Annotated in this window: 13 protein-coding genes; 5 read left to right on the top strand and 8 right to left on the bottom strand. The window is 68.5% G+C overall.

Annotated elements, in window-relative coordinates; genetic code table 11:
- Positions 1 to 65: 65 nt before the first annotated feature.
- From AC0QTQ_RS05750 to AC0QTQ_RS05740, 3 genes are all read right to left on the bottom strand, one after another.
- Positions 66 to 1,139, bottom strand: coding sequence for an ABC transporter substrate-binding protein (locus AC0QTQ_RS05750; protein ID WP_480258666.1), 1,074 nt, complete (start codon positions 1,137 to 1,139; stop codon positions 66 to 68).
- A gap of 88 nt (positions 1,140 to 1,227) precedes the next feature.
- A complete protein-coding gene (locus AC0QTQ_RS05745) occupies positions 1,228 to 2,331 on the bottom strand; it encodes an ABC transporter ATP-binding protein (RefSeq protein ID WP_480258665.1) in 1,104 nt (367 codons plus the stop codon).
- A 417-nt stretch (positions 2,332 to 2,748) separates the two neighbouring features.
- Positions 2,749 to 3,207 (bottom strand): GatB/YqeY domain-containing protein, encoded by a 459-nt coding sequence (locus AC0QTQ_RS05740; RefSeq protein WP_480258664.1) that lies wholly within the window; start codon positions 3,205 to 3,207, stop codon positions 2,749 to 2,751.
- A 168-nt stretch (positions 3,208 to 3,375) separates the two neighbouring features.
- On the opposite strand from AC0QTQ_RS05740, the gene carA reads away from it, so the two are divergent.
- Complete coding sequence (gene carA / locus AC0QTQ_RS05735) at positions 3,376 to 4,542, top strand: glutamine-hydrolyzing carbamoyl-phosphate synthase small subunit (protein ID WP_480258663.1); 1,167 nt, start codon at positions 3,376 to 3,378, stop codon at positions 4,540 to 4,542.
- Between the two features lie 152 nt (positions 4,543 to 4,694).
- A complete protein-coding gene (locus tag AC0QTQ_RS05730; protein WP_480258662.1) occupies positions 4,695 to 6,719 on the top strand; it encodes a glycosyltransferase in 2,025 nt (674 codons plus the stop codon).
- Here AC0QTQ_RS05730 and AC0QTQ_RS05725 read toward each other — a convergent pair.
- A complete protein-coding gene (locus tag AC0QTQ_RS05725) occupies positions 6,716 to 7,363 on the bottom strand; it encodes a GntR family transcriptional regulator (protein WP_480258661.1) in 648 nt (215 codons plus the stop codon). The two genes, AC0QTQ_RS05730 and AC0QTQ_RS05725, sit on opposite strands and share 4 nt — an antisense overlap.
- Positions 7,364 to 7,475: 112 nt before the next feature.
- Here AC0QTQ_RS05725 and AC0QTQ_RS05720 point away from each other — a divergent pair, with 112 nt between their 5' ends.
- The 3 genes from AC0QTQ_RS05720 (at position 7,476) to AC0QTQ_RS05710 (ending at position 9,794) form a co-directional block, all read left to right on the top strand.
- Complete coding sequence (locus tag AC0QTQ_RS05720) at positions 7,476 to 8,135, top strand: pyrimidine 5'-nucleotidase (protein ID WP_480258660.1); 660 nt, start codon at positions 7,476 to 7,478, stop codon at positions 8,133 to 8,135.
- 99 nt (positions 8,136 to 8,234) lie between these two features.
- A complete protein-coding gene (locus tag AC0QTQ_RS05715; protein ID WP_128147574.1) occupies positions 8,235 to 8,417 on the top strand; it encodes a hypothetical protein in 183 nt (60 codons plus the stop codon).
- Between the two features lie 168 nt (positions 8,418 to 8,585).
- Positions 8,586 to 9,794: a UbiH/UbiF family hydroxylase gene (locus AC0QTQ_RS05710; RefSeq protein WP_121530377.1), complete on the top strand. Its 1,209-nt coding sequence runs from the start codon at positions 8,586 to 8,588 to the stop codon at positions 9,792 to 9,794.
- A 149-nt stretch (positions 9,795 to 9,943) separates the two neighbouring features.
- Here the strand turns inward: AC0QTQ_RS05710 and urtE are convergent, their stop codons facing one another.
- From urtE to urtB, 4 genes are all read right to left on the bottom strand, one after another.
- Positions 9,944 to 10,639, bottom strand: a complete 696-nt coding sequence (urtE, locus tag AC0QTQ_RS05705) for an urea ABC transporter ATP-binding subunit UrtE (RefSeq protein ID WP_480258659.1) — start codon at positions 10,637 to 10,639, stop codon at positions 9,944 to 9,946.
- 2 nt (positions 10,640 to 10,641) lie between these two features.
- Entirely contained in the window at positions 10,642 to 11,382 is a 741-nt protein-coding gene (urtD, locus tag AC0QTQ_RS05700; RefSeq protein ID WP_480258658.1) for an urea ABC transporter ATP-binding protein UrtD, read from the bottom strand.
- Positions 11,379 to 12,605 (bottom strand): urea ABC transporter permease subunit UrtC, encoded by a 1,227-nt coding sequence (gene urtC, locus AC0QTQ_RS05695; RefSeq protein ID WP_480258657.1) that lies wholly within the window; start codon positions 12,603 to 12,605, stop codon positions 11,379 to 11,381. The genes urtD and urtC overlap by 4 nt, the downstream gene beginning before the upstream one ends.
- A gap of 109 nt (positions 12,606 to 12,714) precedes the next feature.
- On the bottom strand, positions 12,715 to 14,706 hold the full coding sequence (gene urtB, locus AC0QTQ_RS05690) for an urea ABC transporter permease subunit UrtB (protein WP_480258656.1): 1,992 nt from the start codon (positions 14,704 to 14,706) through the stop codon (positions 12,715 to 12,717).
- Between the last annotated feature and the right edge of the window lie 48 nt (positions 14,707 to 14,754).

The raw sequence follows: 14,754 nt of genomic DNA, 5'->3' as shown, positions 1-14,754 counted from the left end.
GAGAGGGAGGACGGGGCTGCCCCGTCCTCCGCAGTCAGACGATCAGGCGATCAGCTGGCAGACGATCAGCTGGCGAGCCAGGCGTTGAACTTCTCGGCCAGTTCCGCATCGTGGTCCGCCCAGAAGGTCGGGTCGGTCCAGATCGGGTTCTTCATGTTCTCCGGGTTCGTCGGCATGTAGGGGGCCATCTCGGTCTTGCCGTCCTTGTACATGCCGATCAGCGCGTTCGACGATTTCCGGGCCGGGCCGTAGGCGATGTATTTCGCCTGATCGGCCAGACGCTGGGTGTCGGTCGAGAAGGCCAGGAACTTCTTCGCGTCCTCAAGATGCGGCGCGCCCTTCGGGATCGCCCAGAGGTCATAGTCCATGTATTCGCCGTCCCAGATCGTGCCGAAGGGCTTGCCCTCGCCCACTTCGGCGGCGAAGAAGCGGCCGTTGTAGCCGGTGGTCATCACCACTTCGCCATCGGCCAGCAGCTGCGGCGGCTGCGCGCCGGCTTCCCACCAGACGATGTCCTTCTTGATGCTGTCGAGCTTCTTGAAGGCACGCGCCACGCCCTCGTCGGTGCCGAGCACCTCATAGACCTTGTCGGGCGCAACGCCGTCGGCGACCAGCGCCATTTCCATGGTGCGCTTGGCGGTCTTCAGCAGGCCGCGCTTGCCCGGGTATTTGGTGGTGTCGAAGAAATCGGCCAGCGTCGAGGGCTCGTTGCCCGGGAACTTGGTCTTGTCATAGGCAACGACCGTGCCCCAGACGATGTTCGCCACGGCGCAGTCCTGGATCGCGCCCGGCACGAAGTCCTCGGTCGCCGGGGTGCCATCGGGCGCCGGCGGCAGCATCGCCGGGTCGATCGGCTCGAGCAGGCCTTCGTCGCACAACCGGATCGCGTCGGAGAGCTCGATGTCGGCGAGGTCGATCGAGACGTTGCCGGCCTCGACCTGCGCCTTCAGCGGCGTGGCCGGGTTGTCGGCGTCGATCGAGTTGATCTTGACCCCGGTCATCTCGGTGAAGGGCTTGTGATAGGCCTCCACCTGCGAGACGGTATAGGACCCGCCCCACGACACCACGTTCAGCTCCTGCGCCGAGGCCGCGTAGCCCGTCGCCACCAGAGCCGTGGTGAGGATCAAAAGTTTCTTCATGGTTTACTCCCCTGTTGGTCTTGTCTGACTTGTCGTCATTTCTGTCGGGCGACGGTTCCGCCGCCCGTGTTTTTGAGTTGCGCCCGGATCACATCGGGTCGAGGGCGCGCGCATCCTGCGGATGCCAGCCGATCTTCAGCCTCTCGCCCGGATGCAGCTTGGTCTGGCCGAGCGTGTTGCGCGACTTCATCACGAAATCGTCGATCCCGGCAACCCGCATCCGGGTGCGGAAGATGTCGCCCATGTAGATCACCTCGAGCACCTCGGCGTCGATCATGTGGGCGCCCGGCGGCATCATCTCGGGCTTGAACTCGATGCGCTCGGGGCGGATCGAGACCAGCGTCTCCTGCCCGACGTGGCGTATGTTGACGGGCGTCGCGTTGATCAGCTCCCCGGTCTGCAGCCGCACCGTGCAGGTCTCCTCCTCGAGGCTCTCGACGGTGCCGGGCAGCTTGTTGTTCTCGCCGATGAACTGGGCGACGAAGCTGTTCTTCGGCCGCTCGTAAAGCTCGTCGGGCGGGGCAAGCTGCTGGATCCGGCCATCGTTGAACACCGCAACGCGGTCCGACATGGTCAGCGCCTCGCCCTGGTCGTGGGTGACATAGACGACGGTGATGCCCAGACGTTCGTGCAGCGCCTTGATCTCGAACTGCATGTGCTCGCGCAGCTGCTTGTCGAGCGCGCCGAGCGGCTCGTCCATCAGCACGAGTTCCGGATCGAAGACGAGGGCGCGGGCCAGCGCGATGCGCTGCTGCTGGCCGCCCGACATCTGCGCCGGGCGACGGTTCGCGAACTTGCCCATCTGCACCATGTCGAGGGCGCGCTTCACCTTCTCCTCGCGGTCGGACTTGCCCATGCCGCGCACCTCGAGCGGGAAGGACAGGTTCTCGGCCACCGTCATGTGCGGGAAAAGCGCATAGTTCTGGAACACCATGCCGATGCCGCGCTTGTGTGGCGGCAGGTGGTTGATGTTCGTCCCGCCAAGGCGTATCTCGCCGTGCGTCGCGGTCTCGAACCCCGCCAGCATCATCAGGCAGGTCGTCTTGCCCGAGCCGGACGGGCCGAGCATCGTCAGGAATTCGCCCTTGCCGATCGAGAGGTTAAGGTCCTTCACAACCAGAGTTTCGCCGTCATAGCTCTTCTGGACGTGATCGAATACGACGAAACCTTCGTCGGTCGCTGCAGTCGTCAAATTCGGGCTCCCCTGTCGTTTTTTTGGTTCGTTTGCTCCCGTGAGGGAAGCTTAAGCAAGCGGGCAATCGGATTTCAACCCGGAAAACCCGTCGCGACAAAATGGGACCGAAACGGACCGACCCCCTGTCACCGAACCGTCAGAAAGCGGCGCACTAGCCTCAAAGCGCGACCTGCCTCCTGCGTCAGACTGTCCATTTTCGAGGCATCGCGACAACGGCCCCCGCCGCGACGGCAGACGTCGCGTCAACCGCGCGAGGCTGGCGGAGGTCGAATCGTCGCGCCAAATGCCGCCGCCGCGCCGCTTTCAAGGGCGCGGACGAATCGCGGCCGGGGCCGCTCGCGTCACCACTGTCGGGAAAAGATGCGGGCCGCCCCGCGCCATCCGTCCGGACGCGCGCGGCGGCACGGCGCGGGCTCAGCCGAGCCGGGTCTTCACCATCGGGCCGACGGCGCCAAAGTCCATCCGCCCGGTGTATTTCGTCTTCAGTTCGGCCATCACGCGGCCCATGTCGCGGATCGAACTGGCGCCGACCTTGGCGATCGCCGCATCGACCGCGGCGGTGACTTCCTCGGCGGTCAGCTGGCGCGGCAGGAACTCCTCGATCACCTTGACCTCGGCGAGTTCCTTCTCGGCCAGTTCGAGCCGGCCGCCCTCTTCATAGGCGCGCGCCGATTCCTGGCGCTGCTTCACCATCTTGCCGAGGATGCCCAGCACCTCGGCATCGCCGATCGACACCGCCTCGCCTTCGGTCCGCATCGCGATCTCGCGATCCTTGATGGCCGCATTGATCAGCCGCAGCGTCGAGAGACGGGCGGCATCCTTCGCCTTCATCGCCTCTTTCAATGCCGCGGAAAGCCGCTCGCGCATCTGCATCACGTTGTCCTCATCTGACCCAAGGGCGTCAGGATACCCCTGCCAACGCCTCGGCGCAAGCGACGTAACTTATTGATTTCAAACGACAACATCTTTTGCCGCAAGGGCCTTGACCCGGCAGCCCCGCCCCCGTAGGTTCCAGCAGATTTTGCCCCGGGGAGTCGCGCCATGCCTGCAATCAACCAGTCATCGGAAAAGCCCACCGCGCTGATCGCGCTTGCGGACGGGCAACTGTTCTACGGCAAGGGGTTCGGCGCCGCCGGCGTCACCGTCGCCGAGCTGGTGTTCAACACCGCGATGACCGGCTATCAGGAGATCATGACCGACCCGAGCTATGCCGGTCAGGTCGTCACCTTCACCTTCCCGCATGTCGGCAACGTCGGCGTCAACACCGAGGATGACGAGACCGCCGAGCCGGTCGCCGCCGGCCTCGTGGTGAAATGGGACCCGACCGATCCCTCGAACTGGCGCGCCACCGATGACCTTGTCGACTGGCTGGTGAAGAAGGGCCGGATCGGCGTCGGCGGCGTCGACACCCGCCGCCTGACCCGCGCGATCCGCCAGCAGGGCGCCCCGCATGTCGCCATCGCCCACGATCCCGAAGGCAACTTCGACATCGAGGCGCTGGTGAAGAAGGCGCGCGAGTGGAAGGGCCTTGTCGGCCTCGACCTCGCCAAGGACGTGACCTGCGCGCAAAGCTACACTTGGGACGAGAAGCGGTGGGCCTGGCCCGAGGGCTACAGCCGCCGCGAGGGCCCCGGCCTGAAGGTCGTCGCGATCGACTATGGCGCGAAGCGCAACATCCTGCGCTGCCTCGCCTCGGCCGGCTGCGAGGTCACCGTGCTGCCCGCCTCGGCCACCGCCGAGGACGTGCTCGCGCTGAACCCCGAGGGCGTGTTCCTGTCGAACGGTCCGGGCGACCCGGCCGCGACCGGCGCCTATGCCGTGCCGATGATCAAGGGCATTCTGGAAACCGAGCTGCCGCTCTTCGGCATCTGCCTCGGCCACCAGATGCTCGCCCTCGCGCTTGGCGCGAAGACGATCAAGATGAACCACGGCCACCACGGCGCCAACCACCCGGTCAAGGACCTGACCACCGGCAAGGTCGAGATCACCTCGATGAACCACGGCTTCACCGTCGATGCGCAGACCCTGCCGAAGGGCGTGCAGGAGACCCATGTCTCGCTCTTCGACGGCTCGAACTGCGGCATCGCGATGGCGGGGCGGCCGGTGTTCTCGGTGCAGTATCACCCCGAGGCGAGCCCCGGCCCGCAGGACAGCTATTACCTCTTCGAGCGCTTCGCCGAGGCGATGCGCGCCCGCCGCGCCGGCTGAGCGCGTCGAGGCAGGACATGCGGGGGCGGCTTCGGGACACCGGGCCGCCCCTTTTCGTTTCCGCCCAGCCCCGGCGCCGGGACCCAGATTAACTTTGCGTTAACCTCGATCTGGAATCCTGCTTCCCGCAACACCAGCGCAGCGGGGGCGGCATGATCTCGGACGACGGGGGCCGGATCGACGGAGCGGCGGCAGACGGCACCCCGGGGCTTGCCGGGCTTGCCGCCAGCGGGCGCATCGGCATCACCGCACGCCGCTCCCGCACGCCCCGCCCGGTCAGCGGACGCCGGCCGCTCGGCCGGATCCTGCTCGATCACGGCGCGATCACGCCGGGCGACCTGACCACGGCCCTTGCCCTGCGCGAGCGCGAGGACGTCCGGCTTGGCGACATCCTGCTGACCCATGGCTGGGTGAGCGAGGCGGCGCTGATGGCGGCGCTGGCCGAGCAATGGCAGGCCGCGCGCGTCGATCTGGCCGCCGAACCGCCCGACCCGCGGCTGATCGACGCCCTCGGCCCCGAGCTGTGCCTGAAGGAGGCGATGGTGCCGTGGCGGCGGATTGGCGCGACCACGGTGATCGCCACCGCACGGCCCGAGGAGTTCACCCGCCTGCGCGGTGCCCTGCCCGTCGAGTTCGCCCCCTACCGGATGGTGCTCGCCCCCGAGCGGGCCGTGCATGACGCACTGCTCTCCCGCCGCCAGACTGCCCTGATCCGCCGCGCCGAATGCCGCGTCGCCGCCGCCGAAAGCTGCCGCAGCCACGACGGCGAGCGCGCCTCGCGCCTCGCGCTCGGAATGATGGCCGGGATGGCGCTCGGGCTGCTGCTGGCCCCGGTGGCGGTCTTCGCGCTGCTTTTCGGCTGGGCCGTCGCCACGCTCGTGCTGAGCATGGCGCTCAAGCTTCTGGCCTGGCTTGCCGAGCTGCAGCGCTTTGCCTCGACCCTGCCGCCGGCCCGGGTCACGGCGCCGATCCGCCTGCCGGTGATCTCGGTGATGGTGCCGCTGTTTCGCGAACACGACATCGCCGAGCGGCTGGTCCGCCGGCTCGGCCGGCTGACCTACCCGCGCGAGCTGCTCGACGTGCTGCTGGTGGTCGAGGAGGAGGACAGCACCACCCGCGACGCGCTGGCCGGGGCGACGCTGCCACGCTGGCTGCGCGTCGTGACCGTGCCCGACGGGCCGATCCGGACGAAGCCGCGGGCGCTGAACTTCGCGCTGAACTTCTGTCGCGGCTCGATCGTCGGGGTCTGGGATGCCGAGGACATGCCCGACCCCGACCAGCTGCACGCCGTCGCCCGCCGCTTTGCCGAGGCCCCGCCCGAGGTCGCCTGCCTGCAGGGGGTGCTCGATTACTACAACCCGCGCACGAACTGGCTCGCGCGCTGCTTCACCGTCGAATATGCGGTCTGGTTCCGCGCCGTCCTGCCCGGCGTCGCGCGGCTCGGCCTGGCCGTGCCGCTGGGTGGCACCACGCTGTTCTTCCGCCGCGACCTCCTTGAGGCGGTCGGCGCCTGGGATGCCTTCAACGTCACCGAGGATGCCGATCTGGGCATCCGCCTCGCGCGACGCGGCCTGCGCACCGAGCTGCTCGCCACCGTGACCCGCGAAGAGGCGAACTGCCGCCCCCTGCCCTGGGTCAAGCAGCGCTCGCGCTGGCTCAAGGGCTATGCGATGACCTGGGGGGTGCACATGCGCGCGCCTGGTCAGCTGTGGCGCGAGCTGGGCGCCTGGCGCTTTCTCGGCCTGCAGGTGATGTTCCTCGGCGCGCTCTCGCAATACCTGCTGGCGCCGCTGCTGTGGAGCTGCTGGCTCATCTTCCTCGGGGTCTGGCATCCGGTGCGCGACCTGCTCTCGGCCGGAAGCGAAACGGCGCTGCTGAGCGTCTTCGCGCTGGCCGAGATCGTCAATCTCGCGGTCGGGATCTGGGCGGTGCGCGGCCCCCGCCATCGCCACCTGCTGCCCTGGGTGCCGACGCTGCACTTCTATTTCCCGCTCGGCGCGCTCGCCGGCTGGAAGGCGATCTACGAGGTCATCACCCGGCCGTTCTACTGGGACAAGACCGCGCACGGGCTGTTCGATGCGCTGCACGGCGTCGCGGCGCCGGCAACGCCGGCCCCGGCCCTCGCCCCGGCCCCCGTCGAGCCCGCCCGGCCGCCACGGGCGCCGCAGATCGACTAGCGCCCCTCGGCCACGCCCTTGTGCCCGCCTTGGGCATCGAGCTTCAGCCGCGTCTCGAAGGCCTTCGAGATATGCGCCCGCAGCGCCGCCGCGGCCCCGTCCTCGTCACCCTTGCGGATCGCGTCCACGATCGCCTGATGCTCGGCAAGCGCCGTCTCGCCCCGCCCCTCGGCCGCCAGCGATGTGGTCGCCAGAAGCGCCATCGAGCGGTGCACGAGATCGAGCTGCTGCACCAGATAGCGGTTGTGCGAGGCCAGATGGATCTGCCGGTGGAAGCGCTTGTTCGCCTGTGACAGCGCGATCGGGTCGCGGGTGCGGGCGCGATCCTCGTCGACCATCTCCTGCAGCACCCGCACCTCCTCGGGCGCGGCATGCTTGGCCGCCAGCGCCGCCGCCAGCGCCTCGAGTTCCGAGCGCACGACGTAAAGCTCGGCCAGCTGGTTGTGATCGAGCGAGGCGACGATCAGCGAGCGGCCATCGCGCGCCAGCATGGATTGCGTCTCGAGCCGTTGCAGCGCCTCGCGCACGGGCGTGCGCGATACGCCGAACCGCTCGGCGAGTTCCGATTCCACCAGCCGGTCGCCCGGCCGGTAGACCCCGGCGTCGATCGCCTCGAGGATCAGCGTGTAAGCGTCTTTCTGCATTGGCCCTCTCTCGGTTGCGCACAAGACTTAAGAGCGCATCCGCCGCCTGACAAGCCGACAAAAGGATCCCTCCCCCTTTCCCCCGCCCGACGGGCGGGATAGGGTCCGCGCCATGTCAGCCGCAGATTTCGCACATGTCACCGACTGGGTGTTCGACCTCGACAACACCCTGTACCCGCCCGAAGCCCGTCTCTTTGCCCAGATCGAGGTGAAGATGACCGAATATGTCATGCGCACGCTCGGCGTCGACCGCGGCGAGGCGAACCGGCTGCGCGACCATTACTGGCGGCTCTACGGCACCACGCTCGCCGGGCTGATGCACGAGCACGGGCTCGACCCGATGCCCTATCTGGCCGAGGTGCACGACATCTCCTTCGACTCGCTCAGCCCCGACCCGGCGCTGCGCAGCGCCATCGACGACCTGCCCGGGCGCAAGATCGTCTTCACCAACGGCTCGGCCCCCTATGCGCAGCGGGTGCTGTCGGCGCGCGGGCTGAGCGGGCTTTTCGACGGGGTGTTCGGCGTCGAGGATGCCGAGTTCCACCCCAAGCCCGAGCCGCAGGCCTTCGAGACGGTCTTTGCCAAGGCCGGCATCCGCCCGCCGCAGGCCGCGATGTTCGAGGATGACCCGCGCAACCTTGCCGCGCCCCATGCGATGGGGATGCGCACCGTGCATGTGGCGGCCGATCCCGCCCCCGCGGCGCATATCCAGCATCACACCAACGACCTCACGGGATTCCTTGCCGCGCTGCGGCATCCGCGTCACAGCTGAGCCATTTTGCCCCTGCGACAACGTGGCGCGGTTCCCATGCGCGACGCCAGCCGCTATGCAGGCCGGACTGTCAGGGAGACAGCCAAGGGAGATTCTGCCATGACCGCCGAGCACGCGGACACCAAAGACAATTCCGCCCAGATGTACCTTCTGGCGCTCGTGATCATCGGCATCGCCGTTGGCCTCGTCGCCTTCATGGGGCTCGGCGGGCTGATCCTCTGGGCCGTTGTGGCCACCTGGATCATGCTGGCCTTCCTCGTGGTGATGACCGCGGGCGGCTGAGCCGGCACGGCACGACCGACACGGCCCACACGGCCCGAGCCCCCGGCTCCGGGCCGTTTCCGGTTATGTGCAAGGCCGATCGCTTCCGCGGCGCGGACCGATCGCCGCACCCGATTGCAACGCGCCGCCCGCCGGGGCATCTTGGGCGCGCTGTAACGGAGGCCCGAGATGGAGCAACAGACCCTGCGCACGACCGACATCCTGATCTCGGGCGGCGGTGTCGCCGGCCTGACTGCCGCGGCGGCCTTCGGGGCGGCCGGTTTCACCACGATCTGCGTCGACCCGCAGCCGCCCGTCACCGCCGAGGGCGAGGCCGGCGCCGACATGCGCACCACCGCCTTCCTGCACCCCTCGCGCGCCGTGCTCGAGGGCGCGGGGCTCTGGGCGCGGCTCGCCCCCTATGCGGCCCCCCTGCAGATCATGCGCATCATCGACGCGGGCGGGGCCGAGCCCGTCGCCCGCCTCACCCGCGATTTCGACGCGGCCGATCTGTCGGACGAGCCCTTCGGCTGGAACTTCCCGAACTGGCTGTTGCGGCGCGAGATGGTGGCGCGGCTCGCCGAACTGCCGCTCGTCGATTTCCGCCCGGGCGTCGCCACGACCGGCCTCGTCACCCGCGAAAGCGGGGCCGAGGTGACGCTGTCGGACGGCAGCCGGGTGCGCGCGAAGCTGGTGGTGGCCGCCGACGGCCGCAACTCCTTCATCCGCGAGGCCGCGGGCATCCCGGTGAAGACCACCCGCTATGGCCAGAAGGCGCTCGCCTTCGCCGTCACCCACCCGCTGCCGCACAATGATGTCTCGACCGAGATCCACCGCTCGGGCGGCCCCTTCACGCTGATCCCGCTGCCCGACCGCGACGGGCTGCACAGCTCGGCCATCGTCTGGATGGAACGCGGCGCCGAGGCCGAGCGTCTGGCCGCCCTGCCGGTGCCGGAGTTCGAGGCGGCGATGAACGCGCGCTCGACCGGGCTTCTGGGCCCGCTCACCCTCGTCACCCGCCGCTCGGTCTGGCCGATGATGACGCAGATCGCCGCGCGCTTCGCGGCCGAGCGCGTCGCGCTCATTGCCGAGGCCGCGCATGTGATCCCGCCGATCGGGGCGCAGGGGCTGAACATGTCGCTTGCCGATCTGACCTGCCTGCTGCGGCTGGCCGAGAAGGACCCGGCGCATCTCGGCGAACCGGCGATGCTTGCCGCCTATAACCGCCGGCGCTGGCCCGAGGTGAAGGCGCGCGAGATCGGCATCGACTTCCTCAACCGCGCCTCGATGGTCGCGCCGCAACCGCTGCGCGACCTGCGCGCGGGGGTTCTGGGCGCGCTCTATTCGCTCAAGCCGGTGCGCAAGACGCTGATGCGGGCGGGGCTTGGCGTGCGCTGAAGAAAAAGGGGGGCGCTGCCCCCCTCGGCCTGCGGCCTCACCCCCCGGGATATTTGGCGCAATTGGAAGCACAGGACGGCTCCCGGCTTCCAATTGCCGCAAATATCCCGGGGTGAATTGCCCCGCAGGGGCAAGAGGGGCAGCGCCCCTCACACGCTCACCACCTCGCGCAGCGCCTCGCGGGTCAGCGACACCTTGGTGCCCTCCATCGCCACCGCGCCGCGCTTGAGCACATAGAAGCGGTCGCCGAGGTCATGGGCGAAGTCGAAATACTGCTCGACAAGGATGATCGCGATATCGCCGCGCGCGCGCAGATAGGCGATGACGCGGCCGATCTGCTGGATGATGTTGGGCTGGATCCCTTCGGTCGGCTCGTCGAGCAGCAGGATCTTCGGCTTCATCAGCATCGCCCGCGCAATCGCCAGCTGCTGCTGCTGCCCGCCGGACAGATCGCCGCCGCGCCGATGCAGGAATTCCTTCAGGATCGGAAACAGATCATAGATCTCGTCGGGGATGAAGCGTTCGGATTTCGGCAGCACGGCGAAGGCGGTTTCCATGTTCTCGCGCACGGTGAGCAGCGGGAAGATCATCCGCCCCTGCGGCACATAGCCGAGGCCGCGCCGCGCCATGCCCTGCGGCGCCACCCGCGGCACCTCCTCGCCATCAAGGACAAGCGTGCCGCCCGAGCGCGGATGGGTGCCCGAGATCGCCTTCAGAAGCGAGGTCTTGCCCACGCCATTGGTGCCCATGATGCAGGTCACCTCGCCCGCCTTCGCCACCATGTCGATGCCGTAAAGGATCTGCGATCCGCCGTAGTGAAGCGTAAGCCCCTTGGTTTCCAGCATCTTCAGCGCCCCAGATAGACTTCGATGACCTGCCGGTCGGCGGTGACGTGATCGAGCGAGCCTTCGGCGAGCACCGATCCCTCATGCAGCACGGTGACCCGGCAGTTCAGCCGGCGCACGAAATCCATGTCGTGTTCGACCACCACCACGGCGCGGGTCTTCGCCAGATCGACCAGCAGCGCGGTGGTCTGCTCGCGCTCGGCCAAGGTCATCCCGGCCGCGGGTTCGTCGACCAGCAAAAGCCGCGGCTCCTGCGCCAGCAGCATGCCGATCTCGAGCCATTGTTTCTGACCGTGCGACAATTCCCCGGATTTCCGCGTCAGACTGTCGGCAAGCCCGACCTGCGCCGCCAGCGCCGCGACGCGGGCGTGATCGGCCGGCCCCGGGCGCCAGACCAGCACCTTCCAGGGCGCGCGCGCCGCCTTCAGCGCCATCATCAGGTTCTCGGCCACCGACTGGTCCTCGAACACCGTCGGGCGCTGGAACTTGCGGCCGATGCCGGCGCGGGCGATCTGGGCCTCGTTCATCCGCAGCAGGTTGACCGATTTCTCGCCCCAGAGCACGCGGCCCTCGTCGGGGCGGGTCTTGCCGGTGACGATGTCCATGAAGGTGGTCTTGCCCGCCCCGTTCGGGCCGATCACCGCGCGCAGCTCGGCCGGGCCGATCGAGAAGGACAGGTTGTTGATCGCGCGGAAGCCGTCGAAGGAGACGGAGATGCCGGAGACTTCGAGCAGCGCCTTCATTCCACCGCCTCCTCTTCGCGCAGCGAGCCGTCATCGGGGCCGAGCGGGGTGCCGCCACGCCAGGGTGTCCGCAGCCCGGCAAGCAGGTCGACAAGCCCCGAGAGCCCCTTCGGCGCGAAGAGCGTGACAAGGACGAAGCTGAGGCCCAAGAGCACCTGCCACCAGTCGACCCATTTCACCGTGTAGATCCCGAGGGTCAGGTCGGGCGCACGCCCGCCGGTGAACCAGGTCGAGACGAGCGAGACGAAGGCCGCCCCCATCACCGCGCCGTAAAGCCGGCCCCGGCCCCCGATCGCCACCCAGACCGCGAGATAGATCGAGGCGATCGGCGCCATCTCGGCCGGGTTGATGATGCCCGCCTGCGGGTAGTAGAGCGCGCCGGCGATCGCGGCGATCACCGCGGTCAGGGTGAAGACGAAGAGCTTGTAGCTCTCGACCGAATAGCCGAGGAAGCGCACCCGCGCCTCGTCGTCGCGGATGCCACGCATCACCGAGCCGAACTTGCCCGAGGTGACGAAGCTGGCGAGCAGATAGCCGAGCCCGAGCGCCGCGGCCGAGGCCCAGAGAAACCACACCGACAGGTGATCCTGATCGGCGGCAAGCCCCGGAATGTTCTGCAGCCCGGAAAGCCCGTTGTTGCCGCGCAGGCCGGAGTCGTTCTGGAACAGGTAGAGCGACAGCGCGAGCGTCATTGCCTGTGTCAGGATCGAGAGATAGACGCCGGTGACGCGCGAGCGAAACGCGAGCCAGCCGAAGAGGAAGGCGAGGAGCCCCGGCACCAGCACGACGAACAGGAGCTGCATCGGCAGCGATCCGGCGAAATGCCAGATCGCCGGCAGCTCGGAGGAGCCCACGACGCCGAAGATCTGTGTGGCGATCGCGTCGCTCAGCTCCTGCGCCGTCATCGGCAGCACGCCCGCGGCCGAGGCGAGCACGATCTCGCGGGTGCGGGCGACCATCAGCCACATGCCGATCATGTAGCCGCCAAGCCCGAAGAAGGCGAAATGGCCGAGGCTGAGGATGCCGGTATAGCCCCAGACCAGATCCATCGCGATTGCGATGAGGCACAGGCAGAGCGTCTTGCCCAGCGTCTTGACCATCGAGGTCGAGACGATCTCGGCCCCGTAGGCGGTCGAGAGCAGCGTCACCGCGAGGGTGAAGAGCGCAAGCAGCGCGAGGAAGGCGAGAACCGAGGGGTTCTTTGCGAGAAAGCCGGGTTTCATCTCTGGGCCTCCCGGATTGCGGCGGCGTGCCGGGGGGCCAACCCCCCGGGCCCCCCGAGGTATTTCGGGCAAGATGAATGCAGAGCGAGGGATGCGTGCCGGGTCATGCTCAATCCCCCGCCGCGCGGCCCTTGAGGGCGATGATGCCCCGCGGCCGGAACTGGATGAAGATGATGATGAAGAGGATCATGTAGGTCTGCGCGGCCAGCGTGTTCGAGGGGTTCAGCGCCTCGATCCCCTTTTGCAGGAAGCCGACGAGGGTGGCGCCCGCGAGCGTGCCCCAGATATTGCCGACGCCGCCGACGACCACGGTCATGAAGCTCTGCACGATGTAATCGGAGCCGAGTTCCGAGGTGACCTTGGCGAAGAGGCCGATGGCGACGCCCGCGATGCCCGCGATGCCCGAGCCAAGCCCGAAGGCCAGCATGTTGATGCGGTCGGGGTTGATCCCCATCGAAGCCGCCATCGAGGGGTTCTGCGTCACCGCGCGGACCTCGAGGCCGAGCCGGGTGCGCTTCATCACGAAGAGGTAGAGGCCGAGGAAGATCAGCGCCAGCACGAAGATCGCGATGCGGATGTAGGAGATGCCGACGATGTCGTTCAGCACCCAGGCGCCGTCGAGCCAGTCGGGCGCGGTGAGCGGCCGGGCCTGGGTGCCGAAGATGTTCTTGAAGAGCTGCTGCAGCGCAATCGAGATACCGAAGGTGGCGAGCAGCGTTTCCAGCGGGCGCTTGTAGAGATGGCGGATCACCAGCCGCTCCATCGCCACGCCGGCGGTGAAGGTAACGGCGAAGGCGAGGGGAAGGGCCACGAGGATCGAGGCGGTGTAATCGTGGATCCAGAGCTGCACGACATAGCCCGTATAGGCGCCCATGGTGATGAACTCGCCATGCGCCATGTTGATGACGCCCATCACGCCGAAGGTGATGGCAAGGCCGATCGCCGCGAGGAAATAGATCGAGGCGAGCGACAGTGCGTCGAGGCCGAGGTCGATCCCCTGCATCGCGTCGACCTTGAGCGAGACCGATTGCAGCGCCGCGGCGGCGGCCGTGGTGACGGCGGCCTCGGGCTCGGCGTAGATCTCGGCATAGCGGTGTGCGGCGACGGCGTTTGCGACCTCGTCATCGGTGGCGGCGGCGGGAACGGCACCGGCCGCTTCGAGCGCAGTATAGGCGGCGTCGCGCTTTGCCGGGTCGTCGAGCGCGGCCAGCGGCACGCCGCCGACCGCGCCGTTCTCCACATGCGCCTCGAGCGCGGCGCGCAGGTCGGCGCGGATGAGCCGTTTCGGCGCGAGCCCCTGGGCGACAAGCAGCGCATAGGCTTCCTCGGCGGTGAAGCCGCCTTGCCCCGGGCGCAGCTCTTTCGCCACATTGCCCGCAGGGGCGCCGTCGAAGGCCGCGCGCGCGGTGGCGAGGATCGGGTTCAGCGCCGCGCGGAAATCAAGCCCCATGTCGGCGCCGAACCCTTCGATCGCGGCAACGCGCGCGGCGGGCGTCGCGCCGAAGCGGATGGTCAGAAGGCCCAGCAGGCGCTCCTTCTGCGCCCGGATCACCGGGTCGCTTTCGCCCTCGATCGCGGCGGCGAGCGGGGCGAGATGCTCGGCCCCGCCCTCGCGGGCCAGCGCCTCGAGCGCGGCGCGACGCTGGGCCGGGTCGGGGTCGGAGAGCTGGAACTGCACCAGCGCACCGGCGATCAGCCCGCGCACGCCGGAATTCGGCTTGATCTCGGCGATCTCGGCTTTCGCCGCGGTGCCGGCCAGGGCGCCGCTGACCGGGTCGCTCAGCGCATAACCGGCGCCCTGCTTCTCGACCACGAAGATCGCCCCGTCGGACTTGCGTTGCCCCAGCCGCTTGTCGGCCCAGGCGGCGAGGAAGGCGGGCGCGCCCTCCCCTGCGGCCACGATCGCCGCCACAACAGGCCCGATGGTCTGGCGCGAGGGCCTGGCGATCGCCTCGGCATTCCCGGCGATCACCGCGGCGAGGCCGGTGAGGGCCGGCGCGGCAATCGTCGTTTCGGATGGAGCGGGGGCAGCGCTTTCCTGCGCGAGGGCGGGCAACGCGAGGCACAGCGAGGCACTCAGCGCCAGAAGGAATTTGCGCATCTCGGTTTCCCTGCAAGGGTCGTCGGAGGGGGCGCGAACGCCCCCTCC

Source organism: Paenirhodobacter sp. YD-8, assembly GCF_056590935.1.
This window is presented reverse-complemented; position numbering and strand designations above follow the sequence as displayed.

Excerpts from the sequence above, each read along its gene's own strand:
- AC0QTQ_RS05720 (WP_480258660.1), top strand. The coding sequence starts at position 7,476 with ATGTCAGCCGCAGATTTCGCACATGTCACCGACTGGGTGTTCGACCTC.
- AC0QTQ_RS05710 (WP_121530377.1), top strand. The coding sequence starts at position 8,586 with ATGGAGCAACAGACCCTGCGCACGACCGACATCCTGATCTCGGGCGGC.
- carA (WP_480258663.1), top strand. The coding sequence starts at position 3,376 with ATGCCTGCAATCAACCAGTCATCGGAAAAGCCCACCGCGCTGATCGCG.
- AC0QTQ_RS05725 (WP_480258661.1), bottom strand. The coding sequence starts at position 7,363 with ATGCAGAAAGACGCTTACACGCTGATCCTCGAGGCGATCGACGCCGGG.
- AC0QTQ_RS05715 (WP_128147574.1), top strand. The coding sequence starts at position 8,235 with ATGACCGCCGAGCACGCGGACACCAAAGACAATTCCGCCCAGATGTAC.
- AC0QTQ_RS05730 (WP_480258662.1), top strand. The coding sequence starts at position 4,695 with ATGATCTCGGACGACGGGGGCCGGATCGACGGAGCGGCGGCAGACGGC.
- AC0QTQ_RS05750 (WP_480258666.1), bottom strand. The coding sequence starts at position 1,139 with ATGAAGAAACTTTTGATCCTCACCACGGCTCTGGTGGCGACGGGCTAC.
- urtC (WP_480258657.1), bottom strand. The coding sequence starts at position 12,605 with ATGAAACCCGGCTTTCTCGCAAAGAACCCCTCGGTTCTCGCCTTCCTC.
- urtD (WP_480258658.1), bottom strand. The coding sequence starts at position 11,382 with ATGAAGGCGCTGCTCGAAGTCTCCGGCATCTCCGTCTCCTTCGACGGC.
- urtE (WP_480258659.1), bottom strand. The coding sequence starts at position 10,639 with ATGCTGGAAACCAAGGGGCTTACGCTTCACTACGGCGGATCGCAGATC.
- AC0QTQ_RS05740 (WP_480258664.1), bottom strand. The coding sequence starts at position 3,207 with ATGCAGATGCGCGAGCGGCTTTCCGCGGCATTGAAAGAGGCGATGAAG.
- urtB (WP_480258656.1), bottom strand. The coding sequence starts at position 14,706 with ATGCGCAAATTCCTTCTGGCGCTGAGTGCCTCGCTGTGCCTCGCGTTG.